The sequence below is a fragment of the Acidiphilium iwatense genome, assembly GCF_021556475.1.
Taxonomy (GTDB): domain Bacteria; phylum Pseudomonadota; class Alphaproteobacteria; order Acetobacterales; family Acetobacteraceae; genus Acidiphilium; species Acidiphilium iwatense.
The window spans coordinates 70790-84920 of record NZ_JAKGBZ010000013.1 but is presented as its reverse complement, the minus strand read 5'-3'; the positions used below and the strand labels follow the sequence as shown (position 1 = coordinate 84920).

The following is a 14131-nucleotide window of genomic DNA, read 5'->3' as shown; positions in this document are numbered from 1 at the left end:
TCAGGCTTTACGTCCGGCGCCGAGCGAAACCGATAGCCACGAGAGGCCTTTCGGGCCGTCGACCATGAGCGTGACCGAGCGCCGCTGCGCGAGCAGATCCTCGAGCGCCTTCGGGGTGGTGACGAAATCCGGCCCCACCGCTTCGATCACCATGTCGGGGCGCAGCCCGGCGCGCGCGGCGGGGCTGTGTTTGCCGACCTTGACGACGGTGACGCCCCGCGCACCCGGATGGGTTGTCACGGCGATACCGAGGGATGTGATATCGTATGGTTTGGGCAGGGCCTGAAGTGGTTTGGCGGAAGCTGCCGGCGACGCCGGATGCGGCGGCGGGGCAATGGTGATCGCGGCGTCATGGATGGCACCATCGCGCCGATAGGCGACATGAGCGACCTGGCCGGCCGGAATTTCCGCCAGAGCCACCTTGAATCCATGCGCATCGGCGATCGGTTTGCCGTCGATCGTGGTGATCACGTCGGATGGCGCGAGCTTGCCCGAAGCCGGCCCGTGCGGAACCACGCCGGCCACGACGACGCCTTTCGCCGATGCCAGATGCCAGGCCGTGCGCATATCCTCCGAGACGTGCTCGATCCTGAGCCCGGCCCAGCCGCGCGACATTTTGCCATGGGCGATGATCGCCTCGGCGACCGGCCGGACCATGCTGGAGGGGATTGCGAAGCCGATTCCCACCGAGCCGCCGGACGGCGAATAGATCGCCGAATCGACGCCGACGACATGGCCGTGCGCATCGAGCATCGGGCCGCCGGAATTGCCGCGATTGATGGCGGCATCGGTCTGGATGAAATCGTCATACGGGCCCGAACCGATATTGCGGTGCAGCGCGCTGACCACGCCGGCGGAAACGCTGAAACCAAGGCCGAACGGGTTGCCGATCGCGACCACCCAGTCGCCCAGCTCGAGTTTGCCGCTATCGCCGAAGCGCAGATAGGGCAGCGCGCGATGGGCGTCGATTTTCAGCACCGCGAGATCGGCCTTCTTGTCGGCGCCGATCCGTTTGGCGGTGAAAATCCGCCCGTCATGCAGGGTCACCTTGATTTCGGCCGCCCCGGCGATGACGTGGTGGTTGGTGACGATGTAGCCCTTGGGGCTGATGAAGAACCCGGTGCCGAGCGCCTGTTCGGCGCGCGGCGGGACGATCAAGGTGCCGGTATCGGCCTTGTGGGCGGTTGGTTTTCCGGCATGGGCCGGTTTTGCCAGCGCGCCCGGCTTCGGCTTCATCGGGTCGATGCTCTCGATATCGACCACCGCCGGAAGTGCGGCGCGCGCGATTTTCGCGATCGCCGGCGGCGCCGGGGGCGCGGCACGGCAAGAGGGCGCGACGGCGGCAAGTGCCACGACGGGCAGAAGCGGAACCAGGAGTTTCGGCAGAGTCATGCTCATCAGAGTGAGGCGATACGCCCGATCCGGCAAGAGATGATTTGCTTTATGTCCGCTTGCGTCATCCCCGAGGCGCGGAGGTCGCGCAGGGTCGCGGCCCGGTCGCGCTTGGCGAGGCGCCGTCCCGCTGGATCGGTGAGCAGCGCGTGATGAGCGTAAGCCGGCACCGGCCAGCCCATCAGGCGTTGCAGGAGAACGTGAATCGGCGTCGCCGCGCGCAGATCGGCGCCGCGCGTGACCAGGGTGACGCCCTGCACGGCATCGTCATGGGTGACGCAAAGGTGATAGCTGGCGGGAATATCCTTGCGCGCGAGCACGACATCGCCGAGCGGTGCCGGATCGGCGGCGATCCAGCCTTCGCCCACCTCGTGACAGCGCAGCACGCCTGCCTGGCGGATCGCCACGTCCATGCGCAGGCGCAGCGCGAACGGGTCGCCCTGCGTGATGCGATCGGCGCTGGCTGACCGGCCGAGATGCCGGCAAATCCCCGGATAGGGCGCATCGTACCCATGCGGCGCGCCCAGCGCGGCGGTGATTTCGGCACGGGTGCAGAAGCAGGGATAGAGCAGTCCCATCGCATCGAGCGCATCGAGCGCGGCGCGGTACTCCGCCATGTGGTCGGACTGGATGCGAATATCGCCGTCCCAGTCGAGGCCGAGCCAAGCCAGATCCTCGACGATCGCGGTGGTGTATTCGGGCCGGCAGCGGGTTGCGTCGATATCCTCGATGCGCAGCAGGTAACGTCCGCCCGCCTCTCGCGCGCGCCGCCAGCCGGTCAGCGCCGAGGCGGCGTGGCCGAGATGGAGATAGCCGGTCGGGCTCGGGGCGAAACGGGTGACGATGGACATCGGGACGCAGGGTGCTTACCTCGCGGCGAAATGCAAGGAGACGAGACCATGGCCATGCTGGACGGACCGCGCTTCGGCCCCGCGAGCGGCGAGGCGCCGAAACGGCTCGTGGTACTGTGCCACGGAGTCGGCGCGGACGGCAACGACCTGATCGATCTCGGCCCCTATTGGTCGCGCGCGATGCCGGACGCGGTATACGTCTCGCCCCATGCGCCGGAGCCTTACGACATGGCTCCGATCGGGCGGCAATGGTTTTCGATCGGCAATCTCGATCCGGCGACGCTCGGCAACGGCGTCCGGCGGGCTCGGGCGGCGCTCGACGGGTTCATCGATGCGGAACTCGCGCGGCTTGGCCTGCCGGACGATGCCTATGCGCTGGCGGGGTTCAGCCAGGGGGCGATGACCGTTTTGTTCACCGGGCTGCGCCGGACGACCAAGCCGCGCGCGATTCTGGCCTATTCCGGCGCCCTGATCGCGCCCGAGTCGCTGGGGGCGGAGCTTGCCGGCAGGCCGCCGGTGCTGCTGGTTCACGGCGAAGCGGACGAGGTGGTGCCGGTATCGCGTTCGCGCGATGCGGAGACGGTGCTGCGCGCGAACGAAGTGCCTGTGCAGAGCCTGTATGTGCCGAAACTCGGCCATGGAATCGACGAGTCCGGGCTTTCGGCGGGGGCGCTGTTCCTGCAGCGCGCCTTCGCATCCGATGCCCTCGCTTCATGACAAGCTGTTGACAAAGGCCGGTTATGCTTGCGGGCTTGGTCGGTCTTTGTCATAAAGCGGGCATGAATTCGGCGTGCCACCAGATATGGCGTGTGGGTTCCGGCAGCGCCCACCACATCTTGGCCCCGTTCTGGGACAGGTTCAGTCGTGCCTGACGGCGGGCAGAATTTTCCCGCTCTCGTGCTGAATGCGGATTTCCGTCCGCTCTCCTATTTTCCGTTGTCGCTCTGGGCCTGGCAGGATGCCGTGAAAGCGGTGTTTCTCGACCGCGTCTCCGTGCTGTCCGAATATGAGCACGAGGTGCATTCGGTCTCTTTCGCGATGCGCCTGCCCTCGGTGATCGCGCTCAAGGATTTCATCCCTTCGATGCGCCAGCCGGCGTTCACAAGGTTCAACGTGTTCCTGCGCGACGGCTTCACCTGCCAGTATTGCCATTATCGCCTGCCCGCGCCGGAGCTGACCTTCGATCACGTGATTCCGCGGGCGCGCGGTGGCCGCACGACATGGGAAAACGTAGTCACCGCCTGCGGCACCTGCAATCTGCGCAAGGGCTCGAAGCTGCCGCGCGAATGCCGGATGTTCCCGCGCGAGACGCCGCGCCGGCCGAATTCCTGGGAGCTGCAGGATCGCGGACGTGCCTTCCCGCCCAATTATCTGCATGAAAGCTGGCGGGATTTTCTCTATTGGGACAGCGAACTGGAGACGTGAGCATGGACGAACTGGTCTTCTATACCAACCCGATGTCGCGCGGGCGGATCATCCGCTGGATGCTGGAGGAAGTCGGGCACCCATATCGCACCGAACTCCTCGACTACGGCGCGACGATGAAGGCCCCCGATTATCTCGCGATCAACCCGATGGGCAAGGTTCCGGCGATCCGCCACGATGACGTGGTGGTGACCGAGGCGGCGGCGATCTGCGCCTATCTTGCCGATGCGTTCCCCGAAGCCGGGCTGGCGCCGAAACCGGGCGATAGGCTGCGCGGACCCTATTATCGGTGGCTGTTCTTCGCCTCCGGCCCGCTGGAAGCGGCGGCATCCAACAAGGCACTCGGTTTCGTCGTGCCGGAGGGTCGCGAGCGGATGATGAGCTACGGCTGCTATGAGGATGCCATGAACGTGCTCGAAGGCGCGGTGTCGCGAGGCGAATATTTGCTCGGCGAGAGTTTCACCGCCGCCGATCTCTATCTCGGGTCACATATCGGTTTCGGGATGCAGTTCGGCACGATCGAGAAGCGGCCGGCTTTCGAGGCCTATTGGGCGCGGATCGGCGCACGGCCGGCGGCGGTGCGGGCGCGCGCGATCGACGACGCGCTGGTCGCCGAGGCCGAAAAAGCGAAGGCTGGGTAGACCGAGCCGCGGTTTCGCTCGATCATCATATCGGCTATCCGGGCTGCAACGGAGAGCCGCGATGAACCAGCCCATTCCCAATTCCCTGCGCAACCTGCCCGACGAGCGCGGCCGGTTCGGCGATTTCGGTGGGCGATTCGTCGCCGAGACGCTGATGCCGCTGATCCTGGAGCTTGAGGCCGCCTATGAGGCGGCGAAGCGCGACCCGGCGTTTCAGCGGGAATTCGAGTATTATCTGAAACATTATGTCGGCCGGCCGAGCCCGCTGTGGTTCGCCGAACGGCTGACCGAAAAACTCGGCGGCGCGAAGGTTTATTTCAAGCGCGACGAGCTGAACCATACCGGCGCGCACAAGATCAACAATTGCATCGGCCAGATCCTGCTGGCCAAGCGGATGGGCAAGACGCGGATCATCGCCGAAACCGGCGCCGGCCAGCACGGGGTCGCGACCGCGACGGTCGCCGCGCTGTTCGGCCTGCCCTGCGTAATCTATATGGGCGCCACCGATATCGAGCGGCAGCAGCCCAACGTGTTCCGCATGAAGCTGCTGGGCGCCGAGGTGCGATCGGTGACCTCGGGTGCCGCGACCTTGAAGGATTCGATGAACGAGGCGCTGCGCGACTGGGTCGCGAATGTGCGCGACACGTTCTACATCATCGGCACCGCAGCCGGTCCGCACCCCTACCCGGCCATGGTGCGGGATTTCCAGTCGGTGATCGGCATCGAGGCGCGAGCGCAGATGCTGGAGGCCGAGGGGCGGCTGCCGGATGTCGCGATCGCGGCGGTGGGCGGCGGCTCGAACGCCATCGGGCTGTTTCATCCGTTCCTGGACGATGCGGTCAAGCTGATCGGGGTCGAGGCGGCGGGGCGCGGGCTGAATTCGGGCGAGCACGCGGCGTCGCTGTCGCGCGGGCGGCCGGGCGTTCTGCACGGCAACAAGACCTATCTGCTGCAGGACGCGGACGGCCAGATTCTGGAAGCGCATTCGATTTCGGCGGGGCTGGATTATCCGGGGATCGGACCGGAGCATTCCTATCTGCACGAGATCGGGCGGGTGGACTATGTCGCGATCACCGACGATGAGGCGCTGGACGCGTTCCAGCTTTGCTGTCGGACCGAGGGCATCATTCCCGCGCTGGAGCCGTCCCACGCGCTCGCGCATGTCGCGAAAATCGCGCCGGAAATGCCGCGATCTCAGATCATTCTGATGAATCTCTGCGGGCGGGGCGATAAGGACATCTTCACCGTGGCCAAGCATCTGGGAGAAAATCTGTGAGCCGGATCGCCGCGACCTTTGCCCACCTGAAAACCGAGGGACGCGCCGGACTGATCCCGTTCGTCGAGGCCTTCGACCCGGATCGGGCCACCTCGGCGGCGCTGCTCGCCGGCATGGCCGCGCGAGGCGCGGACATCATCGAGATCGGCATGCCGTTCACCGATCCGATGGCGGATGGACCGACGATTCAGGCAGCCGGGCGGCGCGCCTTGCGCGCGGGCGCGACCCTGGCGGGGGTGCTCGACCTGGTGCGGGAGTTCCGGGCGGTGAACGGCACGGTGCCGCTGGTGCTGATGGGGTATCTGAATCCAATCCTGTCCTATGGCGTCGAGCGCTTCGCGGCGGATGCGGCGAAGGCCGGGGTGGACGGGCTGATCGTGGTCGATCTGCCGACCGAGGAGGCCGATCTGATGCTGCCCGGCTTGCGGGCGAACGGGCTCGACCTGATCCGGCTGGTTGCACCCACCACGTCGGATGAGCGCCTGCCCGTGGTGCTGAAGGAGTCGTCCGGGTTCGTCTATTACGTGTCGATTACCGGGGTGACCGGCACGCGGACCGCCTCGGCGGAGGATCTCACGCGCGACATTCCGCGCATCCGAGCGGCGACCGATCTGCCGATCGCGGTCGGCTTCGGGGTGCGCACGCCCGAACAGGCGGCGATCGTGGCGCGCCACGCGGATGCGGCGGTGGTCGCCTCGGCGCTGATCGACCGGATGGCTTCGGGGCTGGATGAGTCGGGCCATGCGCCGCACGCGGTGATCGAGGCGGTGCTGGACGATGTTTCGGCACTGGCCGGCGCGATGCGCGGCGAGAAACGGGCGGCCTAATCACGCTTGACCGCAACGGATACTCTAACCGGATTTGCCTCAAGATTTCCCCTCGAAATCAGACGCAAGATTGTCGAGGGAATCCATGCCGCCACGATCTTGGAACACCCGGCTGGCCAGGATGTCTTCGGCTTCGATGATCATCAGCATCTCGGGCCTGACCGGGTTTTGCTGCGCCACCAGCCGGTTGGCCTGTCGCAGCCTTGCGCGGTCCAGGGCGTTGCGGATCGACCGGGCATTGGAAAAATGCGGCTGTTCACGCCGCCGGACAATGTAGCCTGTCATGGCTTCGCGCGCGCTGGGACTGAGCCGGTAATTCTGCCGCTCCAGCATGGTTTCGCCGATCGAGAACAATTCGCTGTCATTGTAGTCGGGAAAGTCGATGTGATGCGCGATGCGTGAGCGAAAGCCCGGATTGAGGGTGAAGAATTTGTCCATCCGGTCCGCGTATCCAGCCAGAATCACCACCAGATCCTCGCGCTGATTTTCCATCACCTGAAGCAGAATCTCGATCGCCTCCTGGCCGTAATCGCGTTCGTTGTCGGGCCGGTACAGGTAATAGGCTTCGTCGATGAACAGCACACCGCCGATCGCCTTTTTCAAAATCTCCTTGGTTTTCGGCGCGGTATGGCCGATATACTGGCCGACCAGATCGTCGCGCGTTACCGAGATCAGCTGCCCCTGACGCACAAAGCCCAACTGCCGGAGGATTTTCGCCATCCGCAAGGCGACCGTGGTTTTGCCGGTGCCGGGGTTGCCGGTGAACGACATATGCAGCGTCGGCGCTTCGGTGGTGAAGCCCAGCCTTTGCCGGATCTGTTCGACCAGAAGCAGCGACGATATTTCGCGAATCCGAGTTTTGACCGGCTTCAGCCCGACCAGATCGCGATCCAGTTCATCCAGGATCTCACCGATACCGACCTTCGCGAATTCCTCGCGAAAATCGATGTCGTCAATTGTCTTCGGAAACTCTTCCATTACAGCCGACATGATACGTCCTTACGGCTTGGCGTAGCGTGAGCCCTGCGGTTTCTCCATGACATAGGCGCGGGTTTCGTAGCGCAGGTTGCGGCCTTCCGTTTCCTGCCTCACCAGCATGAATCCGGGCTCATGGCTTGGCCGCTGCACGATGAACGAGATACGCAGCGACTCCCACGTATGGGACGCGTCGAATGCACTGAGGCGGATATAGCATTCCTCGTGCATTTTCCTACACTCGTTCAATTCGCCCATGATCGCCTTGGCATCGCGGATGTCGAACATCGGGTGGCCCCACATTTCCCAGAACGTGTTGCGGGGATGAGGATCGTCGGTATATTCGATGTTCACCGCCCAGCCCTGATCGAGACAATACTGGATCTGTCGGGTGATCTGAATCTCGGTCAGATCAGGCAGGAACGAAAAACAGCCTTGAGTGATGCGCATGATCGTTTTCCTTCAAACGGCCGGCATGGCGGTGGGCACGAAATCAGGCGTGTCGGTCGAGGCATAGTTGAAGGTCACATCCTTCCAGACCTCCAGCGCCTGGCGCAGCGGCAGGCAATGCTTTGCTGCGTCGGTCAGAATTTGCGGCCCTTCCGCCATGATGTCGCGCCCCTCGTTGCGCGCCAGCACCATCGCTTCCAGCGCCACCCGGTTGGCCGTCGCTCCCGCGGCGATGCCGAGCGGGTGGCCGATCGTGCCGCCGCCGAATTGCAGCACCGTATCCTCGCCCAGCAGATGCAGAAGTTCATGCATCTGCCCGGCATGAATGCCGCCCGAGGCAACCGGCATCACCTTGCGCGTGCTCGCCCAATCCTGATCGAAAAACACACCGTTCTCCAGATTCATCGGCACGCGGTTCTCGCGCAGGATATCGTAGAATCCGCGCGTGGTTTTCGGATCGCCTTCGAGCTTCCCGACCACGGTTCCCGCATGGATGTGATCGACCCCGGCAAGCCGCATCCACTTCGCGATCACCCGGAACGACACCCCATGGGTTTTCTGCCGCGTGTAGGTTCCATGCCCCGCGCGGTGCAGATGCAAGATCATGTCGTTGCGCCGCGCCCATTTCGACATCGACTGGATGGTGGTACAGCCGATCACCAGATCGATCATCACGATGTTGGAGCCAAGCGTTTTGGCGAACTCCGCGCGCTCGTACATATCCTCCATCGTTCCAGCGGTGACATTGAGATAGGTGCCTTTCACCTCGCCGGTGGCGGCCTGCGCCTTGTTCACCGCCTCCATGCAATACAGGAACCGATCGCGCCAATGCATGAAAGGCTGCGAATTGATGTTTTCGTCATCCTTGGTGAAATCAAGGCCGCCTTTCAGTGCCTCGTACACCACGCGCCCGTAATTGCGCCCCGAAAGCCCAAGTTTCGGCTTCACCGTCGCCCCCAGCAATGGCCGGCCGAACTTGTCGAGCCGTTCCCGCTCGACGACGATTCCCGTGGCCGGGCCATCGAAGGTTTTCACATAGGCGACCGGCAAGCGCATGTCTTCAAGGCGCAGCGCCTTGAGCGGCTTGAAGCCGAACACGTTGCCGATGATCGAGGCGGACAGGTTCGCGATCGAACCCGGCTCGAACAGGTCGAGATCGTAGGCGATATAAGCGAAATAGGAACCGGGCGCATTCGGCACCGGATCGACGCGGTAGCACTTCGCCCGGTATTTCTCACACGCCGTCAGCCGGTCGGTCCAAACCACCGTCCAGGTCGCGGTCGAGGATTCGCCGGCCACCGCCGCCGATGCCTCGATGGGATCGACGCCTTCCTGCGGTGTCACGCGGAACAGCGCAATGATATCGGTATCCTTGGGTTCGTAATCGGGCTCCCAATAGCCCATCTTGCGGTATTCCAGCACGCCGGAGCGGTAGCGGTCCTTGCCGCTCGGTTTCTTCGTGGCGGATGCTGCGATGTTCGTGTCCATGCTGGTCTCCTTATGCCGCCCGAGCGGCAGTGGTCCTGGGGTTGAGGCTGCCCGACGCATAACGTTTCGCCATTTCGGCGAGCGATGCAGGCTTGATTTTGTTGGCTTTGCCGGCGGTGCCGAAGGCTTCGAACCGCTCCCGGCAGAGTTGGGTCAGCGCCTTGGTGGCGGGAGCCAGAAACTTGCGCGGATCGAATTCCGCCTTGTTCTCAATCGCCGCGCGGCGCATCGCCGCGGCCATGACCAGCCGGCAATCGGTGTCGATATTCACCTTGCGGACGCCGAATTTTATGCCGGTCTGGATCTCCTCGACCGGCACGCCCCAGGTCTTCGGCATTTTCCCGCCCCAGCGGTTGAATTCCTCCTGCAAGGCCTCGGGCACCGAGGACGAACCGTGCATCACCAGATGCAAATCCGGCATGAGCGCATGAATCGCCTTCACCACATGCAACGCGAGGATGTCGCCATCGGGCTTGCGGGAGAATTTATAGGCGCCGTGCGAAGTTCCCATGGCGATCGCCAACGCATCGACGCCGGTTGCGGCTACGAATTCCACCGCCTGATCGGGGTCGGTCAGCAATTGATCGCGGCTGAAACTGCCTTCCGCGCCATGTCCGTCTTCGGCTTCGCCTTGGCCGGTCTCAAGACTGCCCAGCACGCCCAACTCGCCTTCCACCGAAACGCCGATCTTGTGCGCCATGTTGGCAACGCGCCTGGTGATTTCGATATTGTAGTCGTAACTTGCGGGGGTTTTCGCGTCCGCCATCAGGGAGCCGTCCATCATCACGCTGGTATAGCCGTGCTGGATCGCGGACAGGCAGGTGCCTTCATCATTGCCGTGATCCTGATGCAGGCAGATCGGAATATGCGGATAGGCTGCCTCCGCGGCGTTGATCATGCCGGCCAGCATCAGGTCGCCGGCATAGCTGCGCGCCCCGCGCGAAGCCTGTAAAATGACTGGCGCGTCGGCGGCATCCGCCGCGCTCATGATACCGATCACCTGTTCCATATTGTTGATGTTGAATGCAGGCACGGCGTAATTGTGATCGGCGGCGTGGTCGAGCAATTGCCGCAACGTGATGCGCGCCATTCTACGAAACTCCTTGTGTTGATTTCACCGTCATTTCGCCCGGTTCCGTCGCTCGATGAGCTGCATGATGACGGGCGTGAGGATGAGCTGCATCGCCAGATCGAATTTATTGCCGGGAATGGCGATGGAATTCGCCCGCGACATGAAGCTGTTGTGCAGCATCGATAACAGATACGGAAAATCGATGCCGTGAGGATTCCTGAACCGGACCACGACGATCGATTCATCCGCCGTCGGAATCCAGCGCGCGATGAACGGGTTGGAGGTATCGACCGTTGGCACGCGCTGGAAGTTGATGTCGGTCTGGGTGAACTGGGGGCAGATGTAATGCACGTAATCGGGCATCCGCCGCAGGATCGTTTCCATCACTTGTTCGGTTGTGTAGGATCGGCCCGAACGATCGCGATGGATTTTCTGAATCCATTCCAGATTGAGCACCGGCACGACACCGATTTTCACATCGGCGTATTGCGCGATGTCGATGTCGCCATGCACCACGGCGCCATGCAGCCCTTCATAGAGCAGAATGTCGGTATAGGCCGGCAGTTGCTCCCATTCGGTGAAGGTGCCGGGTTGCGCGCCATGGATCGCCGCCTCCTTCTCGTCATGGATATAATGGCGGGTCAATCCGGTGCCGGATTCGGAATAATTCCTGAACGTCGCCTGCAAATTTTCCAGCAGGTTCTCGTTCAGGCCGAAATGGCTGAAATGATTGTTGCCGGTCTTCTCTGCCTCGGCCATCCGCAGCTTCATCTCGGCGCGGTCATACCGATGGAACGCATCGCCCTCGATATAGGCGGGTTTTATATGCTCGCGCCGAAAAATCTGCTCGAATATGTTGCGCACGGACGTTGTGCCCGCGCCGGACGAACCGGTGACGGAGATGATCGGGTGTTTTACGGACATGCGAGACTATCCATCCGCATCGCCTGGGGTGTGGTGTGCTGGCGGAACAGGCCACGCTGGCCAAACAGGGGCGAGCGATCCGTGTTCGGTGCCCGAAACAACTCGATGATCCGCTCCACCTCGGCGGCGGCGCCGAACACCAGAGGAATACGCTGGTGGATGTCCTCTGGCACCAGGTCGAGAATATGACGCCGTCCGTCAGTCGCGGCACCACCGGCCTGCTCGATCAGAAAGGCGATCGGAAACGCCTCGTAGAGCAGGCGCAGGCGGCCATCGCGATAGGTTTCCCGCGCATCGCCAGGATAGAGATAGATGCCACCGCGAATCAGAATCCGATAGGCTTCCGCGACCATAGAGGCGATCCAGCGCGTGTTGAAATCGGCGCCGCGCGGCCCGGCCGTGCCCAGCAGACAATCGCCGATATAGCGCTGAACGGGCCGGTCCCAGTGCCGGCAGTTCGAGCCGTTGATGGCATATTCACGGGTCTCGCGCGGAATCACGACGGCATTGCCGCTGGAGACAAAACTGCCTGAAGCCGGATCAAGAGTAAAAATCAGCGTGCCATAACCGAGCGTCAGCACCAGTGCCGTGTGCGGCCCGTAGATCAGAAAACCGGCGGCAAGTTGCGCGTGACCCGAACAGAGGAAACTTCGTTCTGGCGGCCCTTGCGCGGGATCGGCGGGGAGAATGGTGAAAATCGTGCCGATCGGGGCATTGGTATCGATATTCGAAGAACCGTCGAGCGGATCGATCGCGACCGCGAGCGGCGCTTTCGGATCAAGCACGACCGGCGCATCGTCCTCTTCCGAAGCCAGCACCGCGACCGGCGAGGCCGCCAACACGTCATGCAGCATCGCATTGGCCAGAACATCGAACGCTTTCTGCACATCGCCATCACGTCCGATGTGCGGTTCAGCCCGAGCTGGACTCGAAAGATCGCCCAGGTCGCCTCTTGCCAGAAGCCGGGCCAGTTTGCGTCCGGCTTCGGCGATGGCCAGAACCACGGCGCCGACATCGGCATAATGACCACCATGCCTGGAAACGATCTGATCGAGATATTGCGCGAGGCGCACTGCGTGCGTCATCGAAACGGTCTCCTCCTCCAAGAATTGCGGCGCTCATTGGCTCCGCTTTCGGACGGATTTTCCCCGCGCATCGGTCCGTGGAAACTGTGGCAAGAATTCTATTGTCAGTAAAGTCAAATGATCTTATTCTCTAATTCAGAAAAACTTAAAATCAGCCGTCACCATGAAACATGTCACGCTGAAACAATTGCGCGCGCTCGCCGCCGTCGCCCAGCACGGCTCGGTCACCGTTGCGGCTCGTGCGCTCAACCTTTCAGCCCCTGCGGTGACTTTGCAGCTTCAGTTGCTGCAACGGCAGGCCGGCGCACCGCTGCTCCAGCGCACCGCGACCGGAATGCAGCCGACCAGGGCCGGGCTGGAAGTGATCGACGCTGCCGGCCATATCGAGGCGGCTTTGCGCGGCTGCGAAATCAATCTGGCCGCCCTCGCCGGCGCCGAACGCGGCACCATCAATGTCGGCGTCATCAGCACCGCCAAATACTTCGCACCGCGCAGCCTGTCCGCCTTCGCATCCGCCCATCCGGGGCTTGAGCTGAAACTTGTCGTCGGCAACCGTGCTGAAATCATCGAGGGATTGCGACATTACGAACTCGATCTGGCGATCATGGGCCGCCCGCCGAACGAGCTTGCGGTCAAGGCGGATATGATCGGCGATCATCCGCACGTCATCATCGCTCCGTCAGGACACGCGCTGACGGCACGGCGACGGATTGCGCCGCGCGATCTGAACCGCGAGACTTTTCTAGTCCGGGAACCCGGCAGCGGCACGCGCAGTCTGATGGAAAGTTTTTTCGTCGAAGCGCGGCTGACGCCAAGGATCAATATGCAGATCAGCAGCAACGAGACGATCAAGCAGGCGGTCATCGCCGGGCTCGGCATCGCCTTTCTGTCCGGCCACACGATCGAGATGGAGTTGGAGACAAACCGCCTCGCGGTGCTGGATGTGATCGGCCTGCCGATCGTGCGGCAATGGCATGTCGTCTATGCCGCGGACCGGACATTGTCGCCAGCCGCCCGCCTGCTCCGCACGTTTTTGACCAAGCAAGGGAAAAGCTATCTTCCGGGTTCGAAACCCGCCCAACGCTCCCGCGCTCGGCGTTAAAATAGTGCCCGCTTGATCGGGCGCTGAAAGGCATGACGTGGCCGATTCCGATCCGTTCGACCTGGGGCGTTTCCTGCGGGTGCAGGAATCCGTCTTCGGCGCGGTGCTCGCCGAATTGCAGGCCGGCCGAAAGCGAACCCACTGGATGTGGTTCATCTTTCCGCAACTGCGCGGACTGGGCCGTTCGCCGGCGGCCGAATATTACGGCCTGTCCTCGCTCGACGAGGCACGTGCCTATCTCGCCCATGCGCTGCTTGGACCGCGGCTGGATCATTGCGCCCGGATCGTGCTCATGGCCGAAGAACACTCGCTCCATGCAATCTTCGGTTCGCCCGACGACATGAAATTCCATTCGTCGATGACGCTTTTCGCGCTCGCCGCCGCGGACGAACAAAATCCGTACCGGCAGAACCTGGTCCGATGGTTCGGCGGGGGAATGGATGGCCAAACCCTTGGTCTGCTCCGGCGCACTGACCACCCTCGGTAGAGTTTCGCGCCACACCTTTGGGAGATGGTGCCGACACCCAGGATTGAACTGGGGACCTACTGATTACGAATCAGTTGCTCTACCGCTGAGCTATGTCGGCGACCGGCACCGCTATAGCGAGCCGCCGCCGCCCTCG

The 14131-nt window shown here is 63.0% G+C and carries 15 protein-coding genes and 1 tRNA gene; 7 read left to right on the top strand and 9 right to left on the bottom strand.

The features are described from left to right. The gene (locus tag L2A60_RS08820) at positions 1-1398 is read right to left on the bottom strand and encodes a trypsin-like peptidase domain-containing protein (protein ID WP_235704011.1); all 1398 of its coding nucleotides are present in this window, start codon (positions 1396-1398) and stop codon (positions 1-3) included. Continuing rightward, positions 1398-2243, bottom strand: a complete 846-nt coding sequence (gluQRS, locus tag L2A60_RS08815; protein ID WP_235704010.1) for a tRNA glutamyl-Q(34) synthetase GluQRS — start codon at positions 2241-2243, stop codon at positions 1398-1400. The genes L2A60_RS08820 and gluQRS overlap by 1 nt, the downstream gene beginning before the upstream one ends. Positions 2244-2291: 48 nt before the next feature. Here gluQRS and L2A60_RS08810 point away from each other — a divergent pair, with 48 nt between their 5' ends. The 5 genes from L2A60_RS08810 (at position 2292) to trpA (ending at position 6412) form a co-directional block, all read left to right on the top strand. After that, positions 2292-2960, top strand: a complete 669-nt coding sequence (locus L2A60_RS08810) for an alpha/beta hydrolase (protein ID WP_235704009.1) — start codon at positions 2292-2294, stop codon at positions 2958-2960. Positions 2961-3107: 147 nt separating this feature from the next. Then, positions 3108-3668, top strand: coding sequence for an HNH endonuclease (locus tag L2A60_RS08805; protein ID WP_235704008.1), 561 nt, complete (start codon positions 3108-3110; stop codon positions 3666-3668). Between the two features lie 2 nt (positions 3669-3670). Then, positions 3671-4309, top strand: coding sequence for a glutathione S-transferase family protein (locus tag L2A60_RS08800; protein WP_235704007.1), 639 nt, complete (start codon positions 3671-3673; stop codon positions 4307-4309). A gap of 61 nt (positions 4310-4370) precedes the next feature. Continuing rightward, positions 4371-5585 (top strand): tryptophan synthase subunit beta, encoded by a 1215-nt coding sequence (trpB, locus tag L2A60_RS08795; RefSeq protein WP_235704006.1) that lies wholly within the window; start codon positions 4371-4373, stop codon positions 5583-5585. After that, positions 5582-6412: a tryptophan synthase subunit alpha gene (gene trpA / locus L2A60_RS08790; protein ID WP_235704005.1), complete on the top strand. Its 831-nt coding sequence runs from the start codon at positions 5582-5584 to the stop codon at positions 6410-6412. The genes trpB and trpA overlap by 4 nt, the downstream gene beginning before the upstream one ends. Positions 6413-6451: 39 nt before the next feature. Here trpA and cbbX read toward each other — a convergent pair whose 3' ends face one another. Genes cbbX through L2A60_RS08760 form a run of 6 tightly spaced genes read right to left on the bottom strand, consistent with a single transcriptional unit; the run spans position 6452 to position 12406 of the window. Then, complete coding sequence (cbbX, locus tag L2A60_RS08785) at positions 6452-7402, bottom strand: CbbX protein (RefSeq protein ID WP_235704004.1); 951 nt, start codon at positions 7400-7402, stop codon at positions 6452-6454. 9 nt (positions 7403-7411) lie between these two features. Further along, positions 7412-7837 carry a ribulose bisphosphate carboxylase small subunit gene (locus tag L2A60_RS08780; RefSeq protein WP_235704003.1) on the bottom strand — a complete coding sequence of 142 codons (426 nt, stop codon included), beginning with the start codon at positions 7835-7837 and terminating at the stop codon, positions 7412-7414. Positions 7838-7849: 12 nt separating this feature from the next. Further along, positions 7850-9325, bottom strand: coding sequence for a form I ribulose bisphosphate carboxylase large subunit (locus L2A60_RS08775; protein ID WP_235704002.1), 1476 nt, complete (start codon positions 9323-9325; stop codon positions 7850-7852). A gap of 10 nt (positions 9326-9335) precedes the next feature. Continuing rightward, the gene (gene fba, locus L2A60_RS08770) at positions 9336-10415 is read right to left on the bottom strand and encodes a class II fructose-bisphosphate aldolase (RefSeq protein ID WP_235704001.1); all 1080 of its coding nucleotides are present in this window, start codon (positions 10413-10415) and stop codon (positions 9336-9338) included. 30 nt (positions 10416-10445) lie between these two features. Next, positions 10446-11321, bottom strand: coding sequence for a phosphoribulokinase (locus tag L2A60_RS08765; RefSeq protein WP_235704000.1), 876 nt, complete (start codon positions 11319-11321; stop codon positions 10446-10448). After that, the gene (locus L2A60_RS08760; protein ID WP_235703999.1) at positions 11312-12406 is read right to left on the bottom strand and encodes a class 1 fructose-bisphosphatase; all 1095 of its coding nucleotides are present in this window, start codon (positions 12404-12406) and stop codon (positions 11312-11314) included. The genes L2A60_RS08765 and L2A60_RS08760 overlap by 10 nt, the downstream gene beginning before the upstream one ends. A 163-nt stretch (positions 12407-12569) precedes the next feature. Between L2A60_RS08760 and L2A60_RS08755 the strand changes: the two genes are divergently transcribed. Together L2A60_RS08755 and L2A60_RS08750 are read left to right on the top strand one after the other, a co-directional pair. Continuing rightward, on the top strand, positions 12570-13508 hold the full coding sequence (locus L2A60_RS08755; RefSeq protein ID WP_235703998.1) for a LysR family transcriptional regulator: 939 nt from the start codon (positions 12570-12572) through the stop codon (positions 13506-13508). A 37-nt stretch (positions 13509-13545) separates the two neighbouring features. Next, positions 13546-13995: a DUF1810 domain-containing protein gene (locus L2A60_RS08750; protein ID WP_235703997.1), complete on the top strand. Its 450-nt coding sequence runs from the start codon at positions 13546-13548 to the stop codon at positions 13993-13995. 25 nt (positions 13996-14020) lie between these two features. Here the strand turns inward: L2A60_RS08750 and L2A60_RS08745 are convergent. Continuing rightward, a tRNA-Thr gene (locus tag L2A60_RS08745) sits at positions 14021-14095 on the bottom strand. Positions 14096-14131: the final 36 nt, after the last annotated feature.